This is a genomic window from Selenomonas sp. GACV-9 (assembly GCA_900116485.1).
Taxonomy (GTDB): Bacteria; Bacillota; Negativicutes; order Selenomonadales; family Selenomonadaceae; genus Selenomonas_A; species Selenomonas_A ruminantium_G.
Map to the genome: position 1 here is coordinate 35977 of FPAX01000012.1, position 26236 is coordinate 62212.

Annotated in this window: 27 protein-coding genes and 1 riboswitch; of the genes, 25 read left to right on the top strand and 2 right to left on the bottom strand. The window is 56.3% G+C overall.

Going from position 1 to position 26236, the window contains the following annotated elements; translation table 11 throughout:
• Positions 1–30: 30 nt before the first annotated feature.
• The 3 genes from BM322_RS09935 to BM322_RS09945 all read left to right on the top strand — a co-directional run bounded on the left by BM322_RS09935 (position 31) and on the right by BM322_RS09945 (position 3668).
• Positions 31–1080 carry an ABC transporter substrate-binding protein gene (locus BM322_RS09935; protein WP_075430084.1) on the top strand — a complete coding sequence of 350 codons (1050 nt, stop codon included), beginning with the start codon at positions 31–33 and terminating at the stop codon, positions 1078–1080.
• A gap of 99 nt (positions 1081–1179) precedes the next feature.
• Complete coding sequence (locus BM322_RS09940) at positions 1180–2895, top strand: sensor histidine kinase (protein ID WP_075430086.1); 1716 nt, start codon at positions 1180–1182, stop codon at positions 2893–2895.
• Entirely contained in the window at positions 2889–3668 is a 780-nt protein-coding gene (locus tag BM322_RS09945) for a response regulator (protein ID WP_075430088.1), read from the top strand. The genes BM322_RS09940 and BM322_RS09945 overlap by 7 nt, the downstream gene beginning before the upstream one ends.
• Positions 3669–3720: 52 nt before the next feature.
• Here BM322_RS09945 and BM322_RS09950 read toward each other — a convergent pair whose 3' ends face one another.
• On the bottom strand, positions 3721–5064 hold the full coding sequence (locus BM322_RS09950; RefSeq protein ID WP_075430090.1) for an MFS transporter: 1344 nt from the start codon (positions 5062–5064) through the stop codon (positions 3721–3723).
• A gap of 243 nt (positions 5065–5307) precedes the next feature.
• Here BM322_RS09950 and BM322_RS09955 point away from each other — a divergent pair, with 243 nt between their 5' ends.
• From BM322_RS09955 to BM322_RS09965, 3 genes are all read left to right on the top strand, one after another.
• Positions 5308–6708 (top strand): GDSL-type esterase/lipase family protein, encoded by a 1401-nt coding sequence (locus BM322_RS09955; protein WP_075430092.1) that lies wholly within the window; start codon positions 5308–5310, stop codon positions 6706–6708.
• Positions 6709–6796: 88 nt separating this feature from the next.
• Positions 6797–7468, top strand: coding sequence for a hypothetical protein (locus BM322_RS09960; RefSeq protein WP_075430094.1), 672 nt, complete (start codon positions 6797–6799; stop codon positions 7466–7468).
• A 212-nt stretch (positions 7469–7680) separates the two neighbouring features.
• Positions 7681–9456, top strand: a complete 1776-nt coding sequence (locus tag BM322_RS09965; protein ID WP_075430095.1) for a methyl-accepting chemotaxis protein — start codon at positions 7681–7683, stop codon at positions 9454–9456.
• A gap of 84 nt (positions 9457–9540) precedes the next feature.
• On the opposite strand, the gene BM322_RS09970 is transcribed toward BM322_RS09965, so the two are convergent.
• Positions 9541–9891, bottom strand: a complete 351-nt coding sequence (locus tag BM322_RS09970) for a heat-shock protein Hsp90 (protein ID WP_075430117.1) — start codon at positions 9889–9891, stop codon at positions 9541–9543.
• Positions 9892–10099: 208 nt separating this feature from the next.
• Between BM322_RS09970 and BM322_RS09975 the strand changes: the two genes are divergently transcribed.
• From BM322_RS09975 to BM322_RS10065, 19 genes are all read left to right on the top strand, one after another.
• A complete protein-coding gene (locus BM322_RS09975) occupies positions 10100–10447 on the top strand; it encodes a YezD family protein (protein WP_075430096.1) in 348 nt (115 codons plus the stop codon).
• A gap of 246 nt (positions 10448–10693) precedes the next feature.
• Complete coding sequence (locus BM322_RS09980) at positions 10694–11725, top strand: sulfate ABC transporter substrate-binding protein (RefSeq protein ID WP_033170725.1); 1032 nt, start codon at positions 10694–10696, stop codon at positions 11723–11725.
• A gap of 21 nt (positions 11726–11746) precedes the next feature.
• Entirely contained in the window at positions 11747–12577 is an 831-nt protein-coding gene (gene cysT / locus BM322_RS09985) for a sulfate ABC transporter permease subunit CysT (RefSeq protein WP_075430097.1), read from the top strand.
• Positions 12578–12586: 9 nt separating this feature from the next.
• A complete protein-coding gene (cysW, locus tag BM322_RS09990) occupies positions 12587–13408 on the top strand; it encodes a sulfate ABC transporter permease subunit CysW (protein WP_143102226.1) in 822 nt (273 codons plus the stop codon).
• Complete coding sequence (locus BM322_RS09995; protein ID WP_197018703.1) at positions 13398–14462, top strand: sulfate/molybdate ABC transporter ATP-binding protein; 1065 nt, start codon at positions 13398–13400, stop codon at positions 14460–14462. Before cysW ends, BM322_RS09995 begins: the two co-directional genes overlap by 11 nt.
• A 19-nt stretch (positions 14463–14481) precedes the next feature.
• Entirely contained in the window at positions 14482–16170 is a 1689-nt protein-coding gene (locus BM322_RS10000; protein ID WP_075430099.1) for an adenylyl-sulfate reductase subunit alpha, read from the top strand.
• On the top strand, positions 16154–16465 hold the full coding sequence (locus BM322_RS10005) for a ferredoxin family protein (protein ID WP_033170729.1): 312 nt from the start codon (positions 16154–16156) through the stop codon (positions 16463–16465). Before BM322_RS10000 ends, BM322_RS10005 begins: the two co-directional genes overlap by 17 nt.
• Before the next feature lie 24 nt (positions 16466–16489).
• Positions 16490–17290, top strand: a complete 801-nt coding sequence (gene cysD / locus BM322_RS10010; protein WP_075430119.1) for a sulfate adenylyltransferase subunit CysD — start codon at positions 16490–16492, stop codon at positions 17288–17290.
• Positions 17290–19017 carry a sulfate adenylyltransferase subunit 1 gene (locus BM322_RS10015; protein ID WP_075430100.1) on the top strand — a complete coding sequence of 576 codons (1728 nt, stop codon included), beginning with the start codon at positions 17290–17292 and terminating at the stop codon, positions 19015–19017. The genes cysD and BM322_RS10015 overlap by 1 nt, the downstream gene beginning before the upstream one ends.
• A 46-nt stretch (positions 19018–19063) precedes the next feature.
• Positions 19064–19184, top strand: a riboswitch (TPP riboswitch).
• A gap of 68 nt (positions 19185–19252) precedes the next feature.
• Complete coding sequence (gene thiS, locus BM322_RS10020; RefSeq protein ID WP_033170731.1) at positions 19253–19447, top strand: sulfur carrier protein ThiS; 195 nt, start codon at positions 19253–19255, stop codon at positions 19445–19447.
• 43 nt (positions 19448–19490) lie between these two features.
• Positions 19491–20267, top strand: a complete 777-nt coding sequence (locus tag BM322_RS10025; RefSeq protein ID WP_075430101.1) for a thiazole synthase — start codon at positions 19491–19493, stop codon at positions 20265–20267.
• Positions 20268–20278: 11 nt separating this feature from the next.
• Positions 20279–21529, top strand: coding sequence for a 2-iminoacetate synthase ThiH (thiH, locus tag BM322_RS10030; protein WP_033170733.1), 1251 nt, complete (start codon positions 20279–20281; stop codon positions 21527–21529).
• Positions 21522–22166: a thiamine phosphate synthase gene (locus BM322_RS10035; protein WP_082334446.1), complete on the top strand. Its 645-nt coding sequence runs from the start codon at positions 21522–21524 to the stop codon at positions 22164–22166. The genes thiH and BM322_RS10035 overlap by 8 nt, the downstream gene beginning before the upstream one ends.
• Before the next feature lie 226 nt (positions 22167–22392).
• Complete coding sequence (gene thiS / locus BM322_RS10040; protein WP_033170735.1) at positions 22393–22602, top strand: sulfur carrier protein ThiS; 210 nt, start codon at positions 22393–22395, stop codon at positions 22600–22602.
• Positions 22599–23420 (top strand): molybdopterin-synthase adenylyltransferase MoeB, encoded by an 822-nt coding sequence (locus tag BM322_RS10045; protein WP_075430103.1) that lies wholly within the window; start codon positions 22599–22601, stop codon positions 23418–23420. Before thiS (BM322_RS10040) ends, BM322_RS10045 begins: the two co-directional genes overlap by 4 nt.
• A 12-nt stretch (positions 23421–23432) precedes the next feature.
• Positions 23433–23846, top strand: coding sequence for a M67 family metallopeptidase (locus BM322_RS10050; protein ID WP_082334447.1), 414 nt, complete (start codon positions 23433–23435; stop codon positions 23844–23846).
• Positions 23847–23876: 30 nt separating this feature from the next.
• On the top strand, positions 23877–24737 hold the full coding sequence (locus BM322_RS10055; RefSeq protein ID WP_074514240.1) for a 4Fe-4S binding protein: 861 nt from the start codon (positions 23877–23879) through the stop codon (positions 24735–24737).
• Positions 24734–24988 (top strand): sulfurtransferase TusA family protein, encoded by a 255-nt coding sequence (locus BM322_RS10060; protein WP_033170738.1) that lies wholly within the window; start codon positions 24734–24736, stop codon positions 24986–24988. The genes BM322_RS10055 and BM322_RS10060 overlap by 4 nt, the downstream gene beginning before the upstream one ends.
• Entirely contained in the window at positions 24985–26214 is a 1230-nt protein-coding gene (locus tag BM322_RS10065) for an O-acetylhomoserine aminocarboxypropyltransferase/cysteine synthase family protein (protein WP_075430104.1), read from the top strand. Before BM322_RS10060 ends, BM322_RS10065 begins: the two co-directional genes overlap by 4 nt.
• Positions 26215–26236 lie beyond the last annotated feature (22 nt).

Genomic DNA, 26236 nt, shown 5'->3' on the forward strand with positions numbered 1-26236 from the left:
GACATGTCATAGTAAAAGGAGGAATATCTCATGAAACTCAAGAAGATTATTGCCACGCTCCTGGGCGCGGCAATGCTGACCACGTGTTTTGCCGGCTGCGGCGGTGGCGACAAGCAGGCGGCAAAGGGTTCGGCTGGCAGCGGCGACGATGAGAACAAGATTGTCATCTACTGCCCGCATCCATTGTCCTTCATCAATCCGCTCGTGGAGGAGTTTGAGAAGGAAAGCGGCGTCAAGGTTGAGGTCGTTGCTGCTGGTACCGGCGAGCTCTTGAAACGCGTGGAGTCGGAGAAGGCCAATCCATTGGCTGATATCTTCTGGGGCGGTTCGCTGTCGACGATGAAACCGAAGGCTGACCTCTTTGAACAGTATAAATCCGCCAATGAGGATCATGTCCAGCAGGCATTCAAGAACGAGGAAGGATCCATCACGCGCTTTACGGATATCCCGAGCGTCATCATGGTCAATACGGACCTCATCGGCGATGTCAAGGTAGAGGGCTATGAGGATCTCCTGAATCCGGCACTCAAGGGCAAGATTGCCATGGCTGACCCGTCAAAATCCTCGTCCTCCTATGAGCATCTGATCAACATGCTCTATGCCATGGGCAAAGGCGATCCTGACCAAGGCTGGGACTATATCAAGAAATTCTGCGCGAACCTTGATGGCAAGCTGCTGTCTGGTTCCTCGGCGGTCTACAAAGGCGTAGCTGATGGTGAGTATGCTGTAGGCTGCACCTTCGAGGAAGGCGGCGCAAAATACGTTGCTGACGGTGCTCATGTCAAGCTCGTCTACATGAAAGAGGGCGTCATCTCCAAACCGGATGGCATCTACATCATCAAGAATGCTAAACACATGGCCAACGCCAAGAAGTTCATCGACTTCATCACGAGCAAGAATGCTCAGACGCTGATCACGCAGAAACTCCATCGCCGCAGTGTCCGCGATGATGTTCCGGCACCGGTAGGTCTGCTGGAGAAATCCCAGATCAACACGATTACCGATAACGAGGAAGTCGTCAACAAGAACAAGAAAGCATGGCTCGATAAGTTCAAGGATATCTTCACGAGCGTGCAGTAAGACAAATAACGGATTACGACAGGGTGCTGCTGGGCAGCACCCTTTTGTTTGGACTGCAAGTCCGCTATAATAGAGACAGTAATAGTCGGAGGGAAGAAGATGCAGCATACTTTTCAGGAGGAAGTCAGGCGCGCGCTGACGAAATATGCATTAGTACCGGTGCTGATACTTGCGGTGCTAGGTTCTTTACTGATGTTGTTCAGCTGGGAGCACTACGTGACCGGGACCAATCATGAAAAGCGGGCTGTGGTGGCCGAGGTCATGCAGGGAATCTTTGCGGACTACTGGCAGCGCACAGAACTGGCTGTGGAGACGCTGCAGACGGCGGAAGATCTGAACGCGTGGCAGCAGGATCCGAAACGGCGGGCGGAAATCTATAGCTACCTCTATCATGAGGTGAACATCGCCCATGATGGCACGCAGTTCTATCTGCTCGATAATGAGGGCCAGGTGCTGCTGGGCAGCAATGAGCTGCTGCCGGAGACGCTGGCGCCCTTCCATCACGAATGGGGCATCCTGCACCGCATGGAGCAGAGCCCCGGGCAGCCTGTGATTGAGTTCGTGACGCGGGGCGATACGGGAATCCATGATCTGCTGGTGGGGCAGGCCGTCAGGCATCAAGGCAAGACTGTGGGTTGGTTCTTCTTCCTGATTCCCGGGGAATATCTGCAGCGCAACATCACCTCTGACCGGCTGGATTTTATCGTGGCCGATTCCTTTGACAATGCGCAGATCACAGCGGGCGGTTCCTATGCCGTGCATATGAATAAAGTGACTGAGCCATTCTGCTCGGCTGGCAATGGCCTGGTGCAGGTCAAGGGCCGTGAATACTATGTGACCAGTGAGAAGGTCCTTAGCCGTGGCGATGGCAAATGGTATACGGTCTATGCGGTGTCGCCCGTTACGGACTTGTTGATGCGCTACCTGCTGGGGGCTGCTATCCTGCTGGGCATCGTGCTCATCATGGTGCCCATCATCCTCGTGAGCGTGCGGCGGGAAAGCCGTGCCCGCTCAAAGACTGTGGATGATCTCGTGGCGGCCTTTGCGGAGGTCAAGAAGGGACGCCTGGGACAGCAGCTGGAGGTGCATGCAGGCAGTGATCTGGCCATCATCGAGGAAGAGTACAACCGCATGACGGAGAGCCTGCAGGAGCTCATGCGCCAGAAGGAGGCAGAGACACGGGCCTCGGTCATCTCGGAGGTACGGCAGCTGGAGTCGCAGTTCAATCCTCATTTCCTGTTCAACACGCTGGAGAACATCAAGTTCATGGTCAAGCTCGATGCCGATGCGGCCATGAAGATGATACAGGCACTGTCGGCGCTGCTGCGGTACAGTATCAACAGCGAGGTGCGGCGCGTGCTGATCGCGAAGGACCTTGAGTACCTGCACAGCTATATGCAGATCCAGAAGTACCGCTTTGGTGAGCGGCTCCACTATACGGAGTACGTCGACGAGCGGTCCCATGGCTGCCATATCCCGAAACTCTTATTCCAGCCAGTGCTCGAAAATGCCATCAAGTATGGCGAGGCTGCCGATGGAACCATCGATGTGCGGCTCAGTGTCAATGCGATTGGCGACGATCTCATGGTCGTCATCGAGGACAAGGGACAGGGGATGACAACGGAGGTATTTACCCATCTGCAACGTCTGCTGCGGGAGGGCGAGAATACCTCGATACATAAGGGCATCTACAACGTCCATCGCCGCATCCAGCTGATGTTTGGCATGGCCTATGGGCTCAAGCTTTTGCAGCCGGCAGGCGGTGGTACCCGCGTGGAGATGCGTCTGCCGAGACAGGAGGAAGAAATATGCTGAAACTCTTCATCGTCGAAGATGAGGAAATCATTCGCCGCGGTCTTGTCTGTACGATCGACTGGCTGCGGCTCGGTGCCAAGGTTGTTGGTGAGGCCGCTGATGGAGCGGCAGCGCTGGCGGCTATCCGCGAGACGGCTCCTGATGTGGTGCTGACTGATATCCGCATGCCGCGCATGGACGGCTTGGAGCTTGCGCGGCAGCTCCATAGCGAGCATAGTGCGGCGAAAATCGTCTTCCTGACGAGCTATGCCGATTTCGAGTACGCACAGGAGGCTGTGCGCCTGCAGGCTGCCGACTATCTGTTGAAACCTGTCGATGAGGAGGAGCTGGCCGCTGTATTGCAGCGCATTGCCGCTGAGCCGGCAGCTGATCCAGCTGCGGCGCCAGCCATTCCGGCGCTATTCCAGGAGTACCATGCGGGCAATCCCTATGTGCATCATGTGCTTTCGGCCATCAAGAATGGCTACCAGGGGCGGCTTAGCATCGAGACGCTGGCGGCGGAGCAGGGAGTATCTATGAGCTACCTGTCGCGCAAGATCAAGGAAGAGACCGGCCAGACCTTTGGCACACTGCTGGCCCAGTACCGGCTGCAGCAGAGCATCGAGCTTTTGGCGGCCGGCACCTGGCGCGTCTATGAAGTAGCTGAGCAGACTGGCTTTGGCGACTATAAGAATTACTGTGCGGTGTTCAAGAAATATCTCCATACGACGCCCAAGGCTTTCATGCAGCAGGTGACAGGCGGCCTGAGACTCGAGGGGGAGACAGAAAACTGAGCGGACAAAAAAGGCCCGGCTGATACAGCCGGGCCTTTCGTGTGGGTACGAATCAAGAATCGAGAGCTGCCTCGAGCTCTTCGAGCGTCTTCTGTTTGCTTTCCTTGCCGAGACCGACGACGATGGCCGAGACGACAATGAGTACCGAGGCGAACATCATGAAGATGTAGCTCATGCCCAGCGCATTGGCGAGCATGATGCCGACGAGCATCGGGGCGAGCATGCCGCCGATGCGGCCAAAGCCTGCGGCCCAGCCGCTGCCGAGGGCGCGGATGGCGGTGGGATACTGCTCCGGCGTGTAGGTGTAGATGACACCCCAGGCGCCAAGGTTGAAGAAACTCATGGCGGCGCCCCACATCAGGAGCGCTGAGGCATCAGCGGCATTGCCGAAGAAGAAACTGCAGATGCCGGAGAGCAGCAGGAACAGGGACAGCGTGTACTTGCGGCCGATGATGTCGACGAGCCAGGCTGCGGCATAGTAGCCTGGCAGCTGGGCCAGCGTCATGATCAGCACGTACTCGAAGGTCTTGACGACGGCAAAGCCCTGGGCGTAGACAATCGATGGTAGCCACATGAAGATGCCATAGTAGCTGTAGACGATGCCGAACCAGGCGAGCCAGAGCATCGCCGTGCGCGTGCGGAAGGGCTTGGTCCAGAGCGTCGTGAATTTCGGCGCCGCAGCGATGTCCTTGCCCTTTTCGGTGTTGCTGAGCTCAGCGGCAAAGGGCTGGCTCGGGACATGAAGTTTCTGCTCGAGGCTCAGGATGATTTCCTTGGCCTCGTCAATCCTGTCTTTGGAAATCAGATAGCGGATCGATTCTGGCATATGCAGGCGAATCAAGAAGACGTAGAGCGCTGGCAAGGTGCCAATCACGAAGGCAATCTGCCAGCCAAAGGCCGGAATCAGGAGATAGGCGATGCAGGCCGCGACGAGCCAGCCGACGCCCCAGAAACTTTCGAGCAACACGATGAACCGGCCGCGCAGATGAGACGGAGCATATTCGCTCATGAGCGTGGCGGCTACGGGCAGCTCGCCGCCGAGACCGAAGCCGACGAGGAACCGGAAGAACAGCAGCGACTCATAGCTCCAGGACAGTGCGCACATGCCGGTAGACAGGCTGTAGAGCAGCACCGTGATCGTGAAGACCTTCTTGCGGCCGATATGGTCAGCGAGGGTACCGGCAAGCACGGCCCCGAGCGCCATGCCGATAAGGCCGATGGAGCCGATCCAGCCGACCTGTGCCGGTGTCAGGCTCCATTCCTTGGCCAGAACCGGCAGCACGAAGGCGATAAGGCCTGTGTCCATGGAATCAAACAGCCAGCCAAGGCCTGTGACCAGCAGGAGTTTGTAGTGGAACGAGCCGACAGGCAGCTGCTCCAGTCGTTCAAGTATCATGATAAAAACCTCTTTCCTGAATAAGTGCGATGTAGCAGCTGTATTTGTCATGACAGCTGAGCATGCTTGTATTATAAACTGTCATGTCATCTGTCGCAAGACCTTTTGCGTTGATTGTTTTTTCAAAAAACTTCAAGAATTGGGAAGATGCGAGATTTGCTTTTGATAATCCCAAGGCTAGGTGCTATAATGATGAATGTCGCTGTGAAGGTGGCACTATACGAATGGAGTTTGATATATATTATGAAGATAAAGGTAAAGAATAAATGGCTGCTGGCGGGGACGCTTTGCCTGGCGGCTGGACTGCTAGCCGGAGCAGAGCCGGTGTCGGCAGCCACGACGGCGACCTCGGCCCGCACGGTGCGCACGGCTGCCAATACTTCGCGGGTTATCGCGCTGGGGCAAAATGCCAAGATGGCAGATACGGCAGCGAAAACGGCAGCACGCCAGCCAGCAGCCACGAATATCCATAATGTGCGGCTGACCTGGAAGGAACAGCCAAGTGCAGTGCAGTATCAGGTCGTCATCCTGCGGTCAGAGCAGGATGACCCGTCAAATATTGCTGTGACGCAGGAGCAGATCTTCACGAATGGTGTCGATATCAATCTGAGCCGTTTCGGCAGCGCGGCCGGTAATTTCTATTGGAAGGTCTGCGCCCTTGACTACAATGGCAGGGCAATCGGCCATTTTTCCAAGCCGCGTCCCCTTACCGATGGCGGTGAGATCAATCCGCGGGCACCGAAGCCGACAACCCAGTTTGCGGATATGGACTACGCGCCGGTCTATCCGGTCTATTCCTGGGTGCCGCTGGCTGGTGCCAAGCATCATGAGGTCAGTGTCTATCGCGTGGTCAGCTGGGGCAATTCCCTAGTGCACACGCTGAGTGCTGGCGAGTATGATGTCTATGAGGAAGGCGGTTTCACTACGCCGGGCAAGTATTTCTGGCAGGTCCGTTCCGTAGATGCAGCTGGCAATCCGACCAGTGAGTGGTCGGAGAAAGTGTACTTCGATGTAACGGGGCCGACGCCGATTGCGGCTCTTGGCGACAGCATCACCCATGGTGGCGGTGCCATGTCAGTGCCGCCGGGGTATCTGCTCTATGACTGGGAGTCCTATGCGAGTGTACCGGTCAAGAATATCGGCTATAGCGGCAACACCACGGCTGATATGCTCGAGCGCTTTGAGCGCGATATCCTGCCGTTCTCGCCGCGCGTGCTGGTCATCATGGGCGGAGTCAACGACTATCGCGGCACGGTGAACGGCTGGACGACGGTGCAGAACCTGGCGGCGATGCGCGACAAATGCGATGCCTATGGCATCATCCCGGTGTTCCTGACGGCAACGCCTATCAATCCGACGCTGATGGTAAAGCGTGCCCATATCGATGCGCCGCCTGCTGATTGGCAGGTCCATATGCAGTATGTCAATGATTGGGTCATGCAGCAGCGCTACTGCGTCGATGTATCGACGATGCTTGCCGACAGCAATGGCTGGCTGCGTGCCAACTATACGACCGATGGCCTGCATCCGGATTACTATGGCAAGAAATACATCGGTGAGCGCGTCGGTGAGTACCTCAATGCGCATTTTGCCTGGATCACCAAGAAACTCACGAAAAAGCCGATTCCGCAGTATGAGAAGTGAGGCTGCGGGTTCCTTCAGTTTATCTACAGAGAATGACGCTAGAATAGATACTATAGCAATGAAGATTCGCATCTTGGAGGAATAGCCAATGAAGATCAAACATATATTGCTGGCTGTGCTGGCGGTAATCGTAGCCGCTGGTGGCAGCATCGGTTACTCGTATCAGGCGGAACGCACGCCGGAGTATGCACTGGCGCAACTCATGGATGGTGTCAAGTCCCGTGATTATGACACGGTGCGCCGCTATGCGGATGTGGACAATCTCATAACGACGACTTATGATGAGAGCACGAAGATACTGGCCGATGATATCGTAAACTTGAACAAGACGTATCCGCAGGACTGGTTCTTCCGTCATGACACGGCATTCATGCAGCAGTATATAGCGGAGCGCCGCAGCGATGATATGGTATTTATCCAGCGGGTGCTGGAACTCTATATGGATCCTGAGATTACGCCCATCAGCCGTATGGATGGCCAGGCGAAATGGATCGCTGACGAGATGACGAAGTTCGGGGACAGCTATGATGTCAGTGTAAGGTCCGTGCAGACAGATGGCACAAGGGCAATGGCTGTTGTCGACATCAAGGGCAAGGATACGGACTACGGCCGTCTCGTGCCGCAGCTCACACTGAAGGTTGATATGGAGCAGCAGGACGATGGCCATTGGCAGGCAGTCCATATCGCCAATACAGCAGAGGCCTTCTATCCAGTAGTCAAGGGCATCGAGGACTACTGGACATTGCAGGGCTGGCAATAAACGAATAAGATAGAGAGGTATAGCGCAAGGCTTTGCGTTATACCTCTTTTTGCAGGAAATGTCAGGGCTGCATGTTGTATGAATTGTTGCAATATTATATCAGTACAAGCAGGATTTGTGGATGGCGTGTCGAATTATCTAGGGCGAGAGAAAGATAAGGAGTAAGGATATACTCAGAAAAAACAAAGGGATGTAGTATAGGAGGGGTTGCCATGTCTTTAAAAGGACGGTTTGTCATCATGATCGTCGGTACAGCTGTATTGACGACAGTGCTGGTCAGTGCGCTGTTCATCACGAATCTCATCAGCGAGACCGACCGGCAGGTGGATACGTATCGTCAGACGTTGACACAGGATGTGGAGCGGGAGCTCAAGATTCAGACCGAGTCGGCGATTTCCATCATCAAGCAGGTCTACGACCGGCAGCAGAAAGGTGAGCTGACCGAGGAACAGGCCAAGAAGCAAGCTGCGGACCTGATCCGCGATATGCGCTATGATGATGGTGCGGGGTACTTCTGGATTGACACCTATGAGGGCGTCAATGTTGTCCTGCTCGGCCGTGATACCGAGGGCAAGTCGCGCATAAACCTGACTGATCCAGCTGGGCGTCATTTCATCAAGGAAATGATTGAGAACGGCCGCAAGGATGGCGGCGGCTACACGGATTTGATGTTTGCCAAACCGAATGAGACGACGCCGTTGCCCAAACGCAACTATACGGCAACGTTTGCGCCGTATCAGTGGGTCGTTGGTACGGGCGTCTGGATCGACTATATCGATACGAAGGTGGCTGAAGAGCGCGCCGAGGCCGATAAGACTTTCTGGGCCAGCCTTATGAAACTCGGCGGCATCATTGTCGTGCTGCTGGCGGTCTTTATCGGCTTAGGCCTCTATGCAGCGGGAACGGTGGTCGGGCCGATTCATCTGGTCACAAGCAGGCTCGGAGTCCTCGCCACTGGTGATTTCCGCAAGGATGAATCCCTTGCGGAGGTCATGCACCGCAGCGATGAGATCGGTGAGATGAGTCAGGCCTTGCAGAAACTGCAGCAGCAGGTCCATGATATGATGCAGCATGTTGCCGAGTCCAGCCAGCAGGTCGCCTCCTCGTCACAGCAGCTGACGAATAGTTCGGAGCAGTCAGCAGAGGTCAGTGGTCAAGTCGCTGACTCGATTGTCAATGTGGCTGGTTCGTGCAGTGAGCAGTTCACTGAGGTCGAGAATGCCAGCGAGCATATCAACCACCTGGCAATGAATATGGAAAAATTCGAGAAGGCGCTCGATCATGCTGGTTCGGTCGTTGGCACGGCCAAGTCTCAGGCTGATGCCGGTGAGCAGAAAGTCGCCAGTGCCGTGCAGCAGATGGAGCTTATCGAGCAGTCGGTCAGCGAGTCGGCCAAAGTAATCGAGGAGCTCGGTCATGAGTCCGACAAGATTGGCACGATTGTCGATGCGATTTCGGAGATTGCTGAGCAGACAAACCTCTTGGCACTCAATGCCGCCATCGAGGCAGCCCGGGCTGGCGAGCATGGCCGCGGCTTTGCGGTAGTTGCCGATGAAGTCCGCAAGCTGGCTGAGCAGTCAAGCGAGTCAGCCCGTGAGATTGCTGGCATTATCGGTTCCATCCAGTCGAAATCGAGAAGTGCGGTATCGGTTATGCAGGATGGTGTCAGCCAGGTACAGAATGGTGTTGGTGCTGTAAACGGTGCCGGCATGACCTTCAAGGATATTGCAGAGATGGTGGAAAAGGTAGTGGAAGAGACGCGGGAAATGGAGCGGATCGTTGTGACCCTTTCCACCAGTACCAATACGATATCCGGGGCAATTAGCAAGATTAGTGCTATGAGCCGCAGCGTTGCCAGCGAGGCCGAGACGGTATCGGCGGCAACTGAGGAGCAGACAGCGACGATGAACGAGATCGCTGCCTCGAGCCGGAAGCTGACGGAAATGGCACAGTCCATGGAGGCATCGGTCGAGAAATTCAAGATTTGAGCATGAAAAAACTCTGTTTCCGGCAGGGCGGCAATTGCCGCTCTGCTCTGGAAACAGAGTTTTTTGTTTGCAGGGATATATGCATCAGCCTAACAAGGCGCTGCGATTATCAAGGATGGCTTTGCCGGCCGTGCAGGCTGGGCAAAAACAGGTGTCGCCGCCACTGGCCTTGACTTCGTGGGCCTGGGCCAGCAGAGCCGTGGCCTGTTGCTCGCCGAAGATTTTCTTGGCCTCGTTGGAGGCGAAGAACGGGATGACATCATCGATGCTGTTGACGTCGGCCTCGAGCTCAGCCAATAGTTTTTCGGCAGCATCCTTCTCACCTGCTTGTCCGACTGCGGCCAGGTAGGCGGTAGCGATATCCTTGAGCCCGCTGTAGCAGCTGGGGGCATCGATGAGTTCCTGTACTTTCTGAAGAACTTCTTCTTTTGTCATAACATGATCCATCCTTTCTTTCGTGTTTGCATGCTGTAACTCTGCCTTCAACATATCATTTCCTCGTTGACTTGTCAATTGCTGCTGGATTGTCAGTTTACAACATTACATTATTTTTACCCAAATGTCTTGACGAATGGAAAGAAAAGGTTTATCATACAAGATAAATTAAACATATCTGATAAGTATATTTTAAGAGGGTGAATCGATGGCAGGAAGGAAATTGAGCGTGGGAGAAGTTCCCGGCGAAGTCATGGCTGAAATCCTGAAGATCTTGCAGTTCATCAGCTTTGGCGAAGTGGTTTTGGTCGCTCAGGATGGAATCCTGGTTCAGGTGGAATGGAAGGAAAAACTGCGGATTGAAAGTTTCGGCTGTCAGCGTGAGGAGCAGGTCTGGAGCGAGAAACAACGTCAGCATATCGCCGAGCATGTCCGGCAGGAATTTGGCCGCTTGCAGTATGGCCGTCTTGTCATCGTGGTCAAACGCGGAACTGTGGTGCAGATGGAGCGCACAGAAAAACAGCGCTTTACTGGTTTGGATGGCGAAGGCATCTGAATCTATGATCTTGTAATATGACAGGCTTGACAAATGGCTTGAGCCGATATAAACTAGTAACAATCGAAAGAATGCATATATGATAAATATGATTAAACGGATAACCGCAGGTCATTCGAAAAACGAAAGCCTATGGAGCCGTACAGCAACCGTGAGGATAAGTCTGAGCGTGCTGTGCGTCCATAGGCTTTTTGCGTATATGTTTCTGATATATATCACCAGTATTCAGGATGAGGAGTGTTTGAAATGAAGGCGAAAAAATGGTTTGGACTTGCGGCAGGTTTGGTATTGGCCATGGGGGCGCTGACGGGGTGCGGCGGCAATGCAACGGCAGACAGCGGCAGCGCTGGCAAGGAGTTCCTCAATGTCTCCTATGACCCGACCCGTGAGCTCTTCGCGGAGTTCAATGCGAAGTTCAAGGAGGAATGGAAAAAAGAATCCGGCGAAGACGTGACCTTCTCCCAGTCTCATGGCGGTTCGGGCAAGCAGGCCCGGTCGGTGCGCGATGGCCTCGAGGCAGATGTGGTCACGCTGGCCTTGGCCTATGACGTGGATGAGATTGCCCAGGCAGGTCTCATCGACAAGGACTGGATCAAGAAATTCCCCGATAACTCGGCACCTTATACCTCGACGATCGTCTTCCTGGTGCGCAAGGGCAACCCGAAGAACATCCACGACTGGAACGACCTGGTGCGGGACGATGTGCAGATCGTGACGCCGAATCCGAAGACGTCAGGCGGTGCCCGCTGGAACTATCTGGCAGCTTGGGAATATGCCAAGGAGCATAACAATGGCGATGAGGCCAAGATAAAGGATTTCCTCAAGGTACTGTTCAGCCATGTGGTGGCACTGGATTCCGGTGCCCGCGGTGCAACGACTTCCTTCGTCCAGCGCGGGCAGGGGGATGTCTTGATTGCCTGGGAGAATGAAGCCCTGCTGTCGGTGAAGGATGCACCGGACGATTATGAGATCGTAGTGCCGTCCATCAGCATCCTGGCGGAGCCGTCGGTGGCGGTAGTCGATGAAGTGGTGGAGCGCAAGGGTACGCGTAAGCTGGCCGAGGCCTACATCAACTTCCTCTACAGCAAAGAGGGCCAGGAAATCGCCGCTAAGAATTTCTACCGTCCCCGTGACAAAGAGGTGGCCGCTAAGTATGCCAAGGTATTCCTGCCCCTCAAGCTCGTGACGATCGATGAGGCTTTTGGCGGCTGGACGAAGGCCCAGAAGGAGCATTTCGCCGATGGCGGTACCTTTGACCAGATTTATGAGAAGAAATGACACGGTGAAGGAGGCAGGAAAGTGAGCAGTTTCAGCAATAAGAAAGTCATTCCGGGATATCGCTTTACCTGCGGCATCACATTCTTTTATCTCTCGCTTATCTTATTGATTCCGCTGGCCGCTTTTGTCCTGTATACCGCAGGCATGGGCTGGGAGAAATTTTTGGCAGTGGTGCTGGATTACCGCGTCTTCCATGCGTATTATATCAGCCTGCTGACGGCACTGGCGGCAGCGGTGATGAATGGTGTCTTCGGGCTGCTGCTGGCCTGGGTGCTCGTCCGCTATGAGTTCTTCGGCAAGGGGCTTCTCGATGGCCTTATCGATCTGCCCTTTGCCCTGCCCACGGCGGTGGCGGGCATTGCGCTTACGACGCTCTATGCGGAAAACGGCTGGCTGGGCCAGTACCTGTATGCACTGGGGATTCCCTCGGCCTTTTCGCCGCTGGGCATTACGTTAGCGATGGTCTTTGTGGGCCTGCCCTTTGTGGCCCGCAGCGTCCAGCCGGTGCTGCGGGACCTCGACCCGCAGGTGGAGGAGGCGGCATCTTTGCTGGGGGCAGGCGATTGGCTGACCTTTCGCCGTGTAATTTTTCCTGAGCTGGTATCGCCGCTGCTCACGGGTTTTTCTTTGGCCTTTGCCCGGGGGGTCGGCGAGTACGGCAGCGTGGTTTTCATTGCGGGCAATCTTCCCTATGAGACGGAAATCGCACCGCTCTTGATCATGGCTAAGCTGGAGCAGTTCGACTATCAGGCAGCGGCGGCCATTGCGCTGGTGCTGCTGCTCTTGTCCTTTGCCATCTTATTGCTCATCAATGGGTATCAGCGCTATCGTGTGCAGAAACAGGGGGTGTGAAAGTTGGCAGTGAAACCGCATAAATTCAGTCAATGGGGGCTTATCGGACTGGCTGCTGCCTTCCTGCTGGTCATGCTGGTGCTGCCGCTGGTCCTGGTGGCCAGCGAGGCGTTGGCCAAGGGGTGGCAGGCTTATCTGGCCGCTCTCGACGAGCCCTTTGCGCGCAAGGCGCTGTATCTGACCTTAGAGGCAACGGTGGCGGCGGTGCTTGGCAATACGGTATTTGGCCTGGCTTCGGCCTGGCTGCTCACGAAATACGATTTCCGCGGCAAGGCTTTTTGGAGTTCGCTGCTGGATCTGCCTTTTGCCATTTCTCCGGTGGTGGCCGGTTTGCTGTTTGTCATCCTGTTTGGCCGCATGAGTCCCCTCTATCCCTTCCTGCGGGCTGAGCACATCGCGATCATCTTCGCGGTGCCGGGCATCATCCTCGCCACGGTGTTCGTGACCTTTCCGTTCATCACCCGGGAGCTGGTGCCGGTCATGGAGGCCCAGGGGCGCAGCGAGGAGGAGGCTGCGGCGACGATGGGGGCCAGCGGCTGGACGATTTTCCGGCGGGTGACCCTGCCGAATATCAAGTGGGCGTTGCTCTATGGCGTGATACTCTGTACCGCCAGGGCCCTGGGGGAATTCGGTGCGGTGTCGGTAGTTTCGGGACATATCCGGGGCAAGACGAATACCCTGCCGCTGCATATCGAAATCCTCTATAACGAATACAATTTCACGGCGGCCTTTGCCGTGGCATCGATTCTGGTGATTCTGGCCGTCATCATCCTGATCCTGCGGAATCTGGTGGAATGGCGGGCGAAACGGGGGCTAAGAAATGGCAATTGAAGTAGAACTTAAACATATCCATAAGAATTTTGGCACGTTCAAGGCCTCAGATGACGTGAATCTGACGGTGGAAAAGGGAAAACTTATCGGCCTCTTGGGACCGTCGGGCAGTGGCAAGACCACCATCCTGCGCATGATTGCAGGCCTCGAGCATCCCGACAGCGGGGATATCTTCATTGCGGGCAAGCGGGTCAACGACCTGCCGGCGGGGAAGCGCGGCATTGGTTTTGTGTTCCAGAACTACGCGTTGTTCCGCCATATGACGGTATGGGAAAATATCGCCTTTGGGCTCAAGGTACAGAAGGTGCCGCCAAAGGAAATTGCCGCGCGGGTGGATAAGCTTGTGGAGCTTATTGGGCTTAAAGAATTTGCCACCCGTTATCCGCAGCAGCTTTCAGGGGGCCAGCGGCAGCGGGTAGCCTTTGCACGGGCCTTGGCCCCAGAGCCGGAGCTTCTGTTATTGGATGAACCTTTTGCGGCCATCGATGCGAAGGTGCGCAAGGAACTGAGACAATGGCTGCGGGCCACCATCCATCAGCTGGGCATCACCAGTATCTTTGTCACCCATGACCAGGATGAGGCGGTGGAGGTGGCCGATGACATCATCATCACGAATCACGGCCATGTGGAGCAGGCTGGTTCGCCAGCTGCCATCTATCAGCATCCCGAGACGCCCTTTGTGGCGGATTTCATCGGTGAGTCGGTGCATGTTCCCGACTATACGGTGTTCAAGGGATTTACGAATGGCGCAGGCAGCCATGAGGGCATCCTGCGGCCGGAATTCCTGGAGATTGCTGCCGAGGAGGAGGAAATCCTGATGCCCCTGGCGGCGGAACAGGGCACGGTCAGGGCCACCTATTTCCGGGGCAGCAGCCTGCAAGTGGTGGTGGAGGTCAAAGGCCAGCTCTTATATGGCTGGCGCAGCCTCGAAAAGAAACCCTTGCAGGAGGGGGACCGGGCGCTGGTTTTGATTCACCGCGTCTACAGTTTCGCCGGCGGGAAGACCCAGATCATTGAAAACCGGGCGAAACAGGAAGAGTCGGTGGTTATTTGATACAGGATGTGAAAGACGAATGGAAGTTTTGGATAAGACAGCCGATGTGCTGATTGTGGGCGGCGGTGCCGCTGGCTGCTATGCGGCCATTACCTTGGCCACAGACCATCCGGAGCTCAGGGTGCTGTTGGTGGATAAGGCCGGCATCAAGCGCAGCGGCTGTCTGGCCGCCGGGGTCAATGCCCTGAATGCCTATATCACGCCGGGGCACAGTCCCGAGGATTATGCCGATTACGCGGCGAAAGACGCGGCGGGCATTGTGCGCGATGACCTGCTGCTGACGATGTCCCAGGGGCTCAACGAAGTGACCCGTCATATGGAAGAGCTGGGACTTGTCATCCTGAAGGATGAGCGGGGCCAGTATGTCTCCCGCGGGTGGCGCAATCTCAAGATAAATGGTGAAAATATCAAGCCGCTGCTGGCGATGGCGGTGCGCAAGAGCAAAAATGTAGAAGTGCTGGAACATGTAAGTGTCGTCGACTATTTGCAGGCTGATGATGGCTCGGTGACTGGCGCCTGGGGCGTCGGCGTGCGGCAGGAGAAGTTGTATTTCCTGCAGGCCAAGGCCGTCATCTGTGCCACGGGCGGTGCGGCCGGGCTCTACCGGCCCAATCATCCGGGCAGTTCCCGCCACAAGATGTGGTACAGTCCCTTCAATACCGGGGCAGGCTATGCCATGGGCCTGCGGGCTGGCGCGGAGATGACGACCTTTGAGATGCGGTTCATCGCCCTGCGCTGCAAGGGTACCATTGCGCCGACGGGAACACTGGCCCAGGGCGTCGGCGCGGCCCAGGTCAACGCAGCGGGGGAGCGCTATCAGCATAGATACGGCAATACGACGTCAGAGCGCCTGTATGCCGTGGTCAGCGAGAATCTGGCCGGGCGGGGCCCCTGCTATCTGGAAACCGAGGGCATCACCGAGGTGCAGCAGGCTTCGCTGGAGCGGGCCTATCTTAACATGGCGCCGGCCCAGACCATGAAGTGGCGCGAGACGGGGCTAGGCCCTGCCAGCGCCAATGTGGAGGTGGAGGGCTCCGAGCCCTATGTGGTGGGCGGCCATACGGCCAGCGGCTATTGGATCGATGCGGTGCGGGCGACGACGCTGCCGGGGCTGTTCGCAGCTGGCGACGTGGCTGGCGGCTGCCCGCAGAAATATGTGACCGGTGCCTTTGTGGAGGGAAAGATTGCCGCGGAAAGTGCCGCCGCCTATGCGGAAGGGCAGGGGCAGCCAGCCCTTCCCCCGACGGTCCGCCAGAGGATTTTGGACCGGGTCACGGCACTGCTGAAGCCACCAGCAGCTAGTCCGCTGTTTACGGCGGCGGGGCTTGAGGAGGCCATGCAGCAGGTTATGGATGAGTATGCAGGGGGGATTACCACTGGCTATCGCTATACGGAAAGGCAGCTGGACCTGGCGGCCAAACACATCGGGCGGCTGACAAGGCTCAGTGAGGACTTGCGGGCGGCGGATGGCTATGAGCTGGTGCAGCTCTTTGAACTGCAGGAGCGGTTGCTCATCTGCCGCGTGCTCATCGAGCATCTGAAGGCCCGCCGGGAGACGCGTTGGCACTCCTTTGCCGAGAATCTTGACTATCCGGACAAAGATCCGGCACTGGAAAAATATGTCAATTCGCGGCTGGAGGAGGGAAAGGTGAAAATCATCTATCGAGATCTGGTCAAGCGGGGGGAACGGTATGAGCATCAGCATTGAACCGGAAAAGTGCGTGGGCTGCGGCCGCTGTACGGAGGTCTGTCCGGGAAATCTATTGGAAGTGACGGCGGGGAAAGCCGCCATCCGCGAGGTGCGCGACTGCTGGGGCTGCACGGCCTGCGTCAAGGAGTGCCCGCGGGATGCGATTTTCTACTATCTGAGCGCTGATCTTGGCGGTGCCGGCGGCCGGCTTTATGCCCATGATTCGGCGGCGTCGCTTACCTGGCAGCTAAGACTTCCTGATGGCAGCGAGCAGGAAATCATCGTAGCAAAAAATAAAGCAAATGCGTATTGAGGTTAGGAGACGATAACAATGGCAATGGATCATTTGGATCAACTGGAGGCGGAGAGTATCTACATCCTCCGGGAGGCGTATAAGAAACTGGGCAAGCTGGGCATGCTCTGGTCAATCGGCAAGGACTCGACGGTGCTGCTGTGGCTGGCCAAGAAAGCCTTTTACGGCCATGTACCCTTTCCCTTCATCCATGTGGATACGAAACACAAGATTCCCGAGATGATTGCCTACCGCGACCGCGTCGCCAAGGAACTCGGCCTTGACCTCATCGTCCATACGAATTGGGAGGCCATACATGCGGGCATCGGCCCCGACAAGGGGCGTCTGGCCTGCTGCAAGGCCCTCAAGACCGAAGGCCTCCGTCAGGTGGTGAAGCAGCACGGCTTTGACGGTCTTATCGTCGGGGTGCGCCGCGATGAGGAGGGCTCCCGCTCCAAGGAGCGGGTTTTCTCCGAGCGCACCCAGGAGGATGGCTGGGACTACACCAACCAGCCGCCGGAGCTCTGGAATCAGTTCAAGACGGATTTCCCCAAGGGCAACCACATCCGCGTGCATCCGATTCTTGCTTGGAGTGAGCTTGACATCTGGGAATACATCCGCCGGGAGAATATTCCCATCATCGACTTGTATTTTGCCAAGAACGGCAAGCGTTACCGCAGCCTGGGCTGTGCCTGCTGCACGGGACAGATTGAGTCGGAGGCTGATACCCTTGACAAGATCATTGAAGAATTGAAACATACGAAGACTGGCGAGCGTGCCGGGCGCAAGCAGGACCAGGAAGATGCTTATGCGATGCAGAAACTGCGTAAAGAGGGGTATATGTAATGGATGAGAAATTGAAACAAGAAGGTCTGCATATCGTGGTGGTCGGTCATGTGGATCATGGCAAATCGACGGTCATCGGCCGTCTGCTCTACGATACGGATTCCCTGCCCCAGGGCGCAGTGAACAAGGTCAAGCGCATCGCCAGGGAAACGGGCAAGCCCTTTGAGTATGCCTATCTCCTCGATGCCTTTGAGGAAGAGCAGAAACAGGGCATCACGATTGATACGACCCAGATCCAGTTTGCGACGAAGAAACGGGAGTATGTCATCATCGATGCCCCGGGGCATAAGGAGTTCCTCAAGAATATGATTTCGGGGGCAGCCAATGCCAATGCGGCTCTCTTGATTGTTGATGCCAAACAGGGGGTGCAGGAGCAGTCCAAGCGCCATGGCTATATGCTGTCCCTGCTGGGCATCGAGAAGGTCTATGTGGTTGTCAACAAGATGGATTTGGTGGACTACTCCGAGGAAGTATTCCACAAGGTTGCTGACGATATGAAGGAGTTCCTGGAACCGCTGGGGGTAAAGCCCCTGCGCTATTTGCCGGTATCGGGTTATCAGGGCGACAACATCGCTACTAAGTCGGTCAATATGCCCTGGTATGATGGCCCGGTGCTGCTGGATTCTCTCGATTTGCTCGAGGCCAGCAAAGAAATTCTCGACAAGGACCTGCGCCTGCCCATACAGGATGTGTTCAAATTCGACGACCGCCGCATCATTGCCGGGCGCATCGAGGCCGGCAAGCTCGCCGTGGGCGATGAGATCGCCATCTATCCCTCGGGGCGCCGCACGGTCATCCAGTCCATTGCCTACTGGCAGGAGCGGGACAAGAAGGAGCGCGCCTTGGCCGGGGAATCCACGGGCATCATCGTCCGGGATGAGTTCTTCAACCAGCGCGGTGAGATCATCACGACGCCTGGGGCCAAGGCCCCCCACGTGTCCAACCGCCTGCGGGCCTCGATATTCTGGATGGGGCGCAATCCTCTGCGCAAGGGCAGTACCTACAAGCTCAAGCTGGCGACCCAGGAGGTGGAGGCCGAGGTGGCTGACATCGTCAAGACCATCGATGCGGCCAATCTCGACAGCCGCGAGGGAGCCAAGGAACTGCGGCTGAACGATGTGGCAGAAGTCATCCTGAGCCTCAAGGAGGCCATTGCCTTTGATGTGTTCCAGGAGCATCAGGCAACGGGCCGGTTCGTGTTGGTGGATGGCTATGATGTGGCCGGCGGCGGTATCGTCGTCGCCGCCGAAAAGGCCGACGAGGGGGCAGGCTTCGCCTTTGTGAACGGCGGCATCCGCGCCCGAGGCGATGTCTTCGATGAATTCTACTACGATATCGAAAGCTGCAACGTCACGAAGGTAGCCGCAGCCGTCAAGAAACCCTATCAGGTGGGGGATGAGATTCCCCGCCGGGGCATCAGCTACGAGTATCCGGCCGATTTTGACATCCTTATCCTGCGCGACCAGGTAGCGGTTTCGGTGCGGCAGGGCAGGATCGAATCTATCCTGCCGCTGGCGGACTATGAGTATTCGGGTCGGCCACTGATCAATGGCCGCGGCTTTGGCATCAAGGTCTATAAGGCCAAGGAGCTGAAGGAAATGCTGTCGGTCTATCGGGAACTGGCCTCGAGCCACGTGGAACCTCGCGTAAAAGCTGCGTTTGCTAACCGTTATTTCTTCCTGAACCAATACCGCCGCTTGCAGTTCTATTTTGACTACGTCATCTGAGCAATTTGCAATTTTGCGTAAGCTGACGTATAATAGTCAAAGACAATTGCACAGCAAGGGGAGCTTGCCGATGGGAACATCACAGCAGGCTGAGAGGGAGGTTACGACTCCGACCCATAACCTGATTTGGATAATGCCAACGTAGGGATGAGCGGTGAATGATACGTGTAAACCGAAGGGAACTTGCCAATCAGGCAGGTTCCCTTTTTCGTGCAGGTTTTACAGGAGGATGCAGATGGTCAGGATAAATGGTGAGGATAAAGCGGCAGCAGGCAAAAGCCTCTGTGATTACCTCCAGGAGGCGGGCTATGACAGCCGGGCGATTGCCGTGGAATACAATGAAGTCATCCTGCCGAAGGCGGACTATGAAACGACGGTGCTGCAAGACGGCGATGTGGTGGAGATTGTCTGCTTCATGGGCGGTGGCTGAGCGGTCAATGGGCCGGAAACAGCGTGGAGAGGAGTAATGACAGATGGAAAAACAGGAAGATTGTTTGGTGATTGGCGGGCATAGGTTCCACTCCCGCTTCATCCTTGGCTCGGGCAAATACTCGCTGCAGCTCATCGAGGCTGCCGTGCGGGATGCCGGGGCGGAAATCGTGACACTGGCCGTGCGCCGGGCCAATACGAAGGAGCAGGAAAATATCCTTGACTATATCCCAAGAGGCGTGACCCTTTTGCCCAATACCTCGGGGGCGCGCAACGCCGATGAGGCCGTGCGCATCGCGCATTTGGCCCGGGAGCTTGGCTGCGGGGACTTTGTCAAGATCGAGATCATGCGGGATTCGAAGTACCTGCTGCCCGACAATGCCGAGACTATAAAGGCGACGGAACGGCTGGCCAACGAAGGCTTTGTGGTCATGCCCTATATGTATCCGGATCTAAATGTCGCCCGGGACCTGGTGGAGGCCGGGGCGGCGGCCGTCATGCCGCTGGCGGCGCCAATCGGTTCCAATAAGGGGTTGGCCACGAAAGAGTTCATCCAGATCCTCATCGATGAGATCGACTTGCCGATCATCGTCGATGCCGGCATCGGCAAGCCCTCCGAGGCCTGTGCGGCCATGGAGATGGGGGCGGCCGCTATCATGGCCAATACGGCGCTGGCCACGGCAGGCAATCTGCCGCTGATGGCTGCGGCCTTCAAGGACGCCATCGCCGCTGGCCGCAAGGCCTATCTGGCGGGACTGGGCCGCGTGCTGACCCGCGGGGCTGCTGCCTCGGACCCCCTTACTGGCTTTTTGCACGACTGAGGAGGCGCGTCATGGAAAATCAGTTTTTTGTCGACTCGGAAAAACTAAGCGAAGGGGCACTGGCCAAGAAGCATCAGCTGGAACAAGATCCAGCCAGCCGTAAGGACCCGCTGGAATACTTCCCCGACATGGAGCAGATCGATTCGCCAGTAAGGGCGCGGGTCATCGCGGCGATGGAGGCCTACGATTACGCTTCCTATACGGCCGCTGATGTGCGGCGGGCGCTCAATCATGACAGCTGCACGGTGGAGGATTTCAAGGCCTTGCTGTCGCCAGCGGCGCAGCCCTTCCTCGAGGAGATGGCCGCGCGGGCACGGCTGGAAACAAGCCGTCATTTCGGCAACACGGTCTATCTGTTCACGCCGCTCTACATCGCCAACTACTGTGAGAATTATTGCGTCTACTGCGGCTTCAACTGCTACAATGACATCAAGCGCTTGCAGCTCGATGCAGGGCAGATCGAGCATGAGATGCAGGTCATCGCTTCATCGGGCATGGAGGAAATCCTGCTGCTCACTGGGGAGAGCAAGACCAAATCCAATGTTTCCTATATCGGTGAGGCCTGCAAGCTGGCGCGCAAGTATTTCAAGAACGTGGGCCTGGAAATCTATCCCGTCAACACCGAGGATTACAGATACCTCCACGAATGTGGGGCCGATTATGTCACGGTGTTTCAGGAGACCTATGACCTCAAGAAATATGAGACGCTGCATCTTCTGGGCCATAAGCGCGTCTGGCCTTACCGCTTTGAGGCCCAGGAACGCGCCTTGCGCGGTGGCATGCGCGGCGTCGGCTTTTCGGCGCTCTTGGGCCTGTCGGATTTCCGCAAGGATGCACTGGCTACGGCACTGCATGTCTATTATCTGCAGCGCAAGTATCCCCAGGCGGAGTTTTCCCTTTCCTGTCCGCGCCTGCGGCCCATCATCAACAACGACAAGATCAATCCGCTGGACGTCGGCGAGCGGCAGCTCTGCCAGATCCTCTGCGCCTATCGCATCTTCCTGCCCTTTGCCGGCATAACGGTCTCCTCCCGGGAGAGTGCCGCCTTCCGCAACGGCATTGCCAAGATCTGCGCGACGAAGATTTCTGCGGGGGTGTCCACGGGCATTGGGGACCATGAAGAAAAATATACGGGCAAGGATGAAGCGCGCACCGGCGATGAGCAGTTTGAAATCTGCGATACCCGCAGTCTGGCGGCCATGTATGCGGATATGGCCGCCGAGGGCTTGCAGCCGGTGCTCAATGACTATCTCTATGTGTAGGGAAAAAAATGACAAGTCAATCTTTGACAAGTCAGGATTTGACCGGTCAACCATTGACTTGTCAAAAGTCATCGCCATTACGGACCGCAAACAATGTACCGGGGATTTTGACAGGCGGCTGGCTCGGATTGCTGCTCAGGGCCCCCGGGCCATCGTGCTGCGGGAAAAGGATCTGGCGGCAGAAGAGTATGCAAAACTCGCCCGGAAAGTCATGGGAATCGGCAGGCAGTACGGTGTGTCGGTCATCCTGCATGGACAGGCTGCTGTTGCCCAGGGGTTGAAGGCGGATGGCCTGCAGCTGCCGCTGCCTCAGCTGCGGCAGCTTTCGCCAGCGGAGCGGTCAGCATGGCAAGTCCTTGGCACCTCCTGCCATTCCCTGGATGAGGTGGAGGAGGCCCGGCGCCTTGGCTGCTCCTATCTGGTGGCGGGGCATATCTATGAAACAGACTGCAAGCAGGGCCTGCCAGGACGGGGGCTGGACTTCCTGCAGGCGGCCTGCCAGAAGTCCGCCATTCCCGTCTATGCCATCGGCGGCATCACGCCGGCAAGATTGGCGGCGGTGCTGGCCGCCGGGGCAGCTGGTGCCTGTGTGATGAGCGGATTGATGCAGGGTGAGACCTGGCTTTACAAAAAATAAAAAATAGTTGACATTTCGTAGGCGTTGTTGTAAGATATCACTATCGATTTGTAAAACATATCGGTTTAATATGATTGAACGGTATCACCGTAGGTCATTCGATAAACGGAAGCCTATGGGAAACGCTCAGGGCATGGAATACCACTGTGGAATCTTTTCACGAGGTGTATTTATGGATAACTTGGCGTTTCTCATAGGCTTTTTCTAGTACGTGGAGGTAGAGAAAATGAAACTGACGGTCAATGGCGAAGCTCTGGAAATCGAGAAATCCATCAATGTAAGAGAACTGCTGGTAGTGGCAAAGGCCGACCAGCCGGAATATGTAACGGTGCAGCTGAATGGCGAATTCGTGGATCATTCGGGTTTTGACAATACCTTTGTGGGAGATGGCGATACGGTGGAATTCCTGTACTTCATGGGAGGCGGTGCAAGATGAGTGTCAGCTTGACGAATGAACAGATTGAGCGCTATTCCCGCCATATCATCTTGCAGCAGGTGGGCGGCAAGGGCCAGGAAAAACTGCTGGGGGGCAAGGTGCTGGTCATCGGCACTGGCGGCCTTGGTGCCCCGGCGGCCATGTATCTGGCGGCAGCCGGCGTCGGCCAGATTGGCCTGGTGGATTTCGATGTGGTTGACCTTTCCAATCTGCAGCGCCAGATCATCCATCAGACGAAGGATGTGGGCAAGCCGAAGATCCAGTCGGGCAAGGAGACCATTGCCGCGATGAATCCCGATGTAACGGTCCATACCTATAATGAACTGGTGACGTCGGCCAACATCCGCGATATCATCCGGGACCAGGATTACGATTTCATCATCGATGGTACGGATAATTTCCCGGCGAAGTTCCTGATCAACGATGCCTGCGTCATGGAACAGAAGGCTTACTCCCATGCGGGAATCATCCGGTTCCAGGGACAGCTCATGACCTATGTGCCGGGACAGGGGCCCTGCTACCGCTGCGTATTCCCGACGATGCCGCCGAAGGACGCGGTACCCACCTGCCGCCAGGCAGGCGTGCTCGGTGTCATGGGAGGCATCATCGGCACCCTGCAGGCAACGGAGGCCCTCAAGTATATCTTCGGTGTCGGCGATTTGCTCAGTGGTTATCTGCTGACCTATGATGCGCTGACCATGACCTTCCGCAAGGTCAAGATTCCCCACAATCACGATTGTGCGGTCTGCGGCGATCATCCGACCATCACGGAACTGGTGGATTATGAGCAGCCGGCCTGCGACCTGCGCAATCATTAAGGAGGGAGTGCGATGGTGATTGACCTGAAATTAACAGATTATCTGGAAATGGTGCGTCATGCCCGCGCCACAGCTCCCATTGAGGACTGTGGCCTGCTGGGAGGCCGGATTGAAGGCGATGTCAAGAAAGTGGAGAAGGTCTTTTATCTGACGAATACCGACCAAAGCGCAGAGCATTTTTCCCTGGACCCCAAGGAGCAGTTTGCGGCGGTCAAGGAACTGCGCGAGCAGGGCCTCGTGCTCCTGGGCAATTGGCACAGCCATCCAGCCAGTCCCTCCCGACCCAGTGAGGAGGACAAGCGGCTGGCCTTCGATACCCAGGCAAGCTATTTTATTTTATCCCTAAATGGCGGTGAGCCGGTGCTCAACAGTTTCCAGGTCAGCCGCGATAAAGTGGTGACGAAGGAAGATTTGCGGATTCGCTGATGATATGTGTGATATTTAGGAGGAATTACGATGGCAGTTGATTATAAAGAGCTCAAAAAGGGCGGCTTCATGCGGCAGAGACAGAAGGATTGTTTTTCCATGCGCCTCAAGTCCGTGGGCGGTCACTTTACGGCGGCCCAGCTGGCCACCGTGCAGCAGGTGGCGGAGAAGTTCGGTCAGGGCTATGTGCATCTGACGAGCCGGCAGGGCATCGAAATCCCTTTCATCAACGTGCAGGATATTGATGACGTCAAGAAAGCCCTGAAAGCAGGCGGCGTGGAGGTAGGCGTCTGCGGCCCGCGCGTGCGCACGATTACGGCCTGCCAGGGAGCGGCTGTCTGCCCCTCCGGTCTCATCGATACGGTCAAGCTGGCCAATGAATTCGACAAGCGCTATGGCGGCCGCGAGCTGCCCCATAAATTTAAGTTCGGCTTCACGGGTTGCCACAACAACTGCCTGAAAGCCGAGGAAAACGATATGGGCATCAAGGGGGGCGTGCGTCCTGAGTGGAAATCGGATGCTTGTATCTACTGTGGTGTTTGTGGGGCTGTGTGTCCCGAGAAAGCCATCGAAGTGGATAAGGGGGGCAAGAAATTGACGCTGGCTTTAGAGAAATGCGTTTACTGCGGCAAGTGCATCAAGAGCTGCCCCACCGATGCCTGGACGGGCGAGAATGGCTTTGTCGTTTCGTTTGGCGGGCTCTATGGCAACCGCATTGCCGTGGGCCGTCATTTCCTGCCGATTATTTTTGATGAAGAGAAACTCTACGAGATTGTCGATGTCGCCTTGAAATTCTTTGAGGACAACGCGAAGCCCAGCGAGCGGTTTGCCAATTGCCTGGACCGCGTCGGCTGGGAGAAGTTTGAGCAGGCAGTGGAGGAAGTATTATGAGTGAAGCATGGAAGATTGATGATACGATTGACATCACCGATGTCGTTTGTCCGATTACGTTCGTGAAGGTCAAGATGGCCCTCGAAGATTTGGACGATGGGCAGATCCTGGGCGTTCATCTCAATGAAGGCGAGCCCATCCAGAACGTGCCGCGCAGCCTGAAAGATGAAGGGCATAAGGTCCTGTCGGTCAGCCAGGCCGCCGATGGCACCTATGACCTCGTCGTGCAAAAAGGTGGGCGGGAGTTATGAGATTCACGACCCGGCTGCTGCACGATTCTTTTGGTCCCGATAAGGCCACAGGAGCGGTGACGCAGCCCCTTTACCAGAGTACGGCCTTCTATCAGGAAACCGCCGAAGATATGGAAAAGATTTTTGCCGGGCGTAAGCCCGGTTTTGTCTACACCCGGGTAGGCAATCCGACCATTGCCAGCTTTGAGACGCGGATTCGCGCTCTAGAGGGCGGTGTGGGGGCTGTGGCCTGTGCTTCGGGGATGGCGGCGGTTTCCCAGGCCGTATTAAATGTCGTTTCTCAAGGGGATGAGATTGTGGCCTCGGGGGGCCTTTATGGCGGCACCAGTTCGATTTTCCGGGATCTTTCCGAATTTGGCATTCGGGTGCACTATGCCAAGGGGGATGCGCCGGAAGATTTTGCGGAGCTTATCACGGAGCGCACGCGGCTCCTCTATGTGGAGACCATCGGCAATCCAAAACTCAATGTGGTGGATATCGAGGCGCTGGCAAAGCTGGCGCACAGCTATGATATTCCGCTGTTTGTGGACAACACCGTCACGACGCCCTATCTTTGCCAGCCGCTTTCCTTAGGCGCCGATGTCGTAATCCATTCGACATCGAAAGCGCTGAATGGCAATGGCAACTCCGTGGGGGGCATTGTCATCAGCGGCGGCCGTTTCAAGTGGGATCCGGCGCGGTTTCCGAAGTTCCGCCAGTTCCAGTTCGGCCCCATGAGCTTCAGCGTGCGGCTGCGCATGCGCATGGTCACCGACTATGGCGGCTGCATGGCGCCGTTCAATGCCTATCTGACGGGCATCGGGCTTGATACGCTGGCCTTGCGCCTGGATCGGGCCTGTACGAATGCGCTGGAACTTGCCAGGTTTTTGCAGGCCCAGGGACTGGCGGTCAATTATCCGGGACTTGCCGATAGTCCTTGGCATGAGACGGCGGCCAAGCAGTTTGGCAACCATTTCGGCACGCTTTTGACGGTGCGGCTCGGCACCAAGGAAAAAGCGTACCGGTTCATCAACGCGCTGAACTATGCGCTCAATGTCTCAAATATCGGCGATGCGCGCACGCTCGTCATCCATCCGGCCTCGACCATTTTTGTCCGCTCCAGTGCGGAGGAAAAGGAATATGCCGGCGTGACCGATGACCTCGTGCGCATAAGCGTTGGCCTTGAGGATGTTGAGGATTTGCTGGAAGATTTTGGGCAGGCGCTGGCAAAGGCCGATGAGATGTGAAGAAGATTTTGCGAGGAGTGAG

Coding starts and splice junctions, on each gene's coding strand:
- BM322_RS10005 (WP_033170729.1), top strand. CDS start 16,154: ATGAGCATCAGCATTGAACCGGAAAAGTGCGTGGGCTGCGGCCGCTGT.
- thiH (WP_033170733.1), top strand. CDS start 20,279: ATGGAAAATCAGTTTTTTGTCGACTCGGAAAAACTAAGCGAAGGGGCA.
- BM322_RS09960 (WP_075430094.1), top strand. CDS start 6,797: ATGAAGATCAAACATATATTGCTGGCTGTGCTGGCGGTAATCGTAGCC.
- thiS (WP_033170731.1), top strand. CDS start 19,253: ATGGTCAGGATAAATGGTGAGGATAAAGCGGCAGCAGGCAAAAGCCTC.
- BM322_RS10045 (WP_075430103.1), top strand. CDS start 22,599: ATGAGTGTCAGCTTGACGAATGAACAGATTGAGCGCTATTCCCGCCAT.
- BM322_RS09955 (WP_075430092.1), top strand. CDS start 5,308: ATGAAGATAAAGGTAAAGAATAAATGGCTGCTGGCGGGGACGCTTTGC.
- BM322_RS10015 (WP_075430100.1), top strand. CDS start 17,290: ATGGATGAGAAATTGAAACAAGAAGGTCTGCATATCGTGGTGGTCGGT.
- BM322_RS09970 (WP_075430117.1), bottom strand. CDS start 9,891: ATGACAAAAGAAGAAGTTCTTCAGAAAGTACAGGAACTCATCGATGCC.
- BM322_RS10000 (WP_075430099.1), top strand. CDS start 14,482: ATGGAAGTTTTGGATAAGACAGCCGATGTGCTGATTGTGGGCGGCGGT.
- thiS (WP_033170735.1), top strand. CDS start 22,393: ATGAAACTGACGGTCAATGGCGAAGCTCTGGAAATCGAGAAATCCATC.
- BM322_RS09965 (WP_075430095.1), top strand. CDS start 7,681: ATGTCTTTAAAAGGACGGTTTGTCATCATGATCGTCGGTACAGCTGTA.
- BM322_RS09940 (WP_075430086.1), top strand. CDS start 1,180: ATGCAGCATACTTTTCAGGAGGAAGTCAGGCGCGCGCTGACGAAATAT.
- BM322_RS10025 (WP_075430101.1), top strand. CDS start 19,491: ATGGAAAAACAGGAAGATTGTTTGGTGATTGGCGGGCATAGGTTCCAC.
- BM322_RS09935 (WP_075430084.1), top strand. CDS start 31: ATGAAACTCAAGAAGATTATTGCCACGCTCCTGGGCGCGGCAATGCTG.
- BM322_RS10035 (WP_082334446.1), top strand. CDS start 21,522: ATGTGTAGGGAAAAAAATGACAAGTCAATCTTTGACAAGTCAGGATTT.
- cysD (WP_075430119.1), top strand. CDS start 16,490: ATGGATCATTTGGATCAACTGGAGGCGGAGAGTATCTACATCCTCCGG.
- BM322_RS10055 (WP_074514240.1), top strand. CDS start 23,877: ATGGCAGTTGATTATAAAGAGCTCAAAAAGGGCGGCTTCATGCGGCAG.
- BM322_RS09950 (WP_075430090.1), bottom strand. CDS start 5,064: ATGATACTTGAACGACTGGAGCAGCTGCCTGTCGGCTCGTTCCACTAC.
- BM322_RS09945 (WP_075430088.1), top strand. CDS start 2,889: ATGCTGAAACTCTTCATCGTCGAAGATGAGGAAATCATTCGCCGCGGT.
- BM322_RS09995 (WP_197018703.1), top strand. CDS start 13,398: ATGGCAATTGAAGTAGAACTTAAACATATCCATAAGAATTTTGGCACG.
- BM322_RS09980 (WP_033170725.1), top strand. CDS start 10,694: ATGAAGGCGAAAAAATGGTTTGGACTTGCGGCAGGTTTGGTATTGGCC.
- BM322_RS10050 (WP_082334447.1), top strand. CDS start 23,433: ATGGTGATTGACCTGAAATTAACAGATTATCTGGAAATGGTGCGTCAT.
- BM322_RS10060 (WP_033170738.1), top strand. CDS start 24,734: ATGAGTGAAGCATGGAAGATTGATGATACGATTGACATCACCGATGTC.
- BM322_RS10065 (WP_075430104.1), top strand. CDS start 24,985: ATGAGATTCACGACCCGGCTGCTGCACGATTCTTTTGGTCCCGATAAG.
- BM322_RS09975 (WP_075430096.1), top strand. CDS start 10,100: ATGGCAGGAAGGAAATTGAGCGTGGGAGAAGTTCCCGGCGAAGTCATG.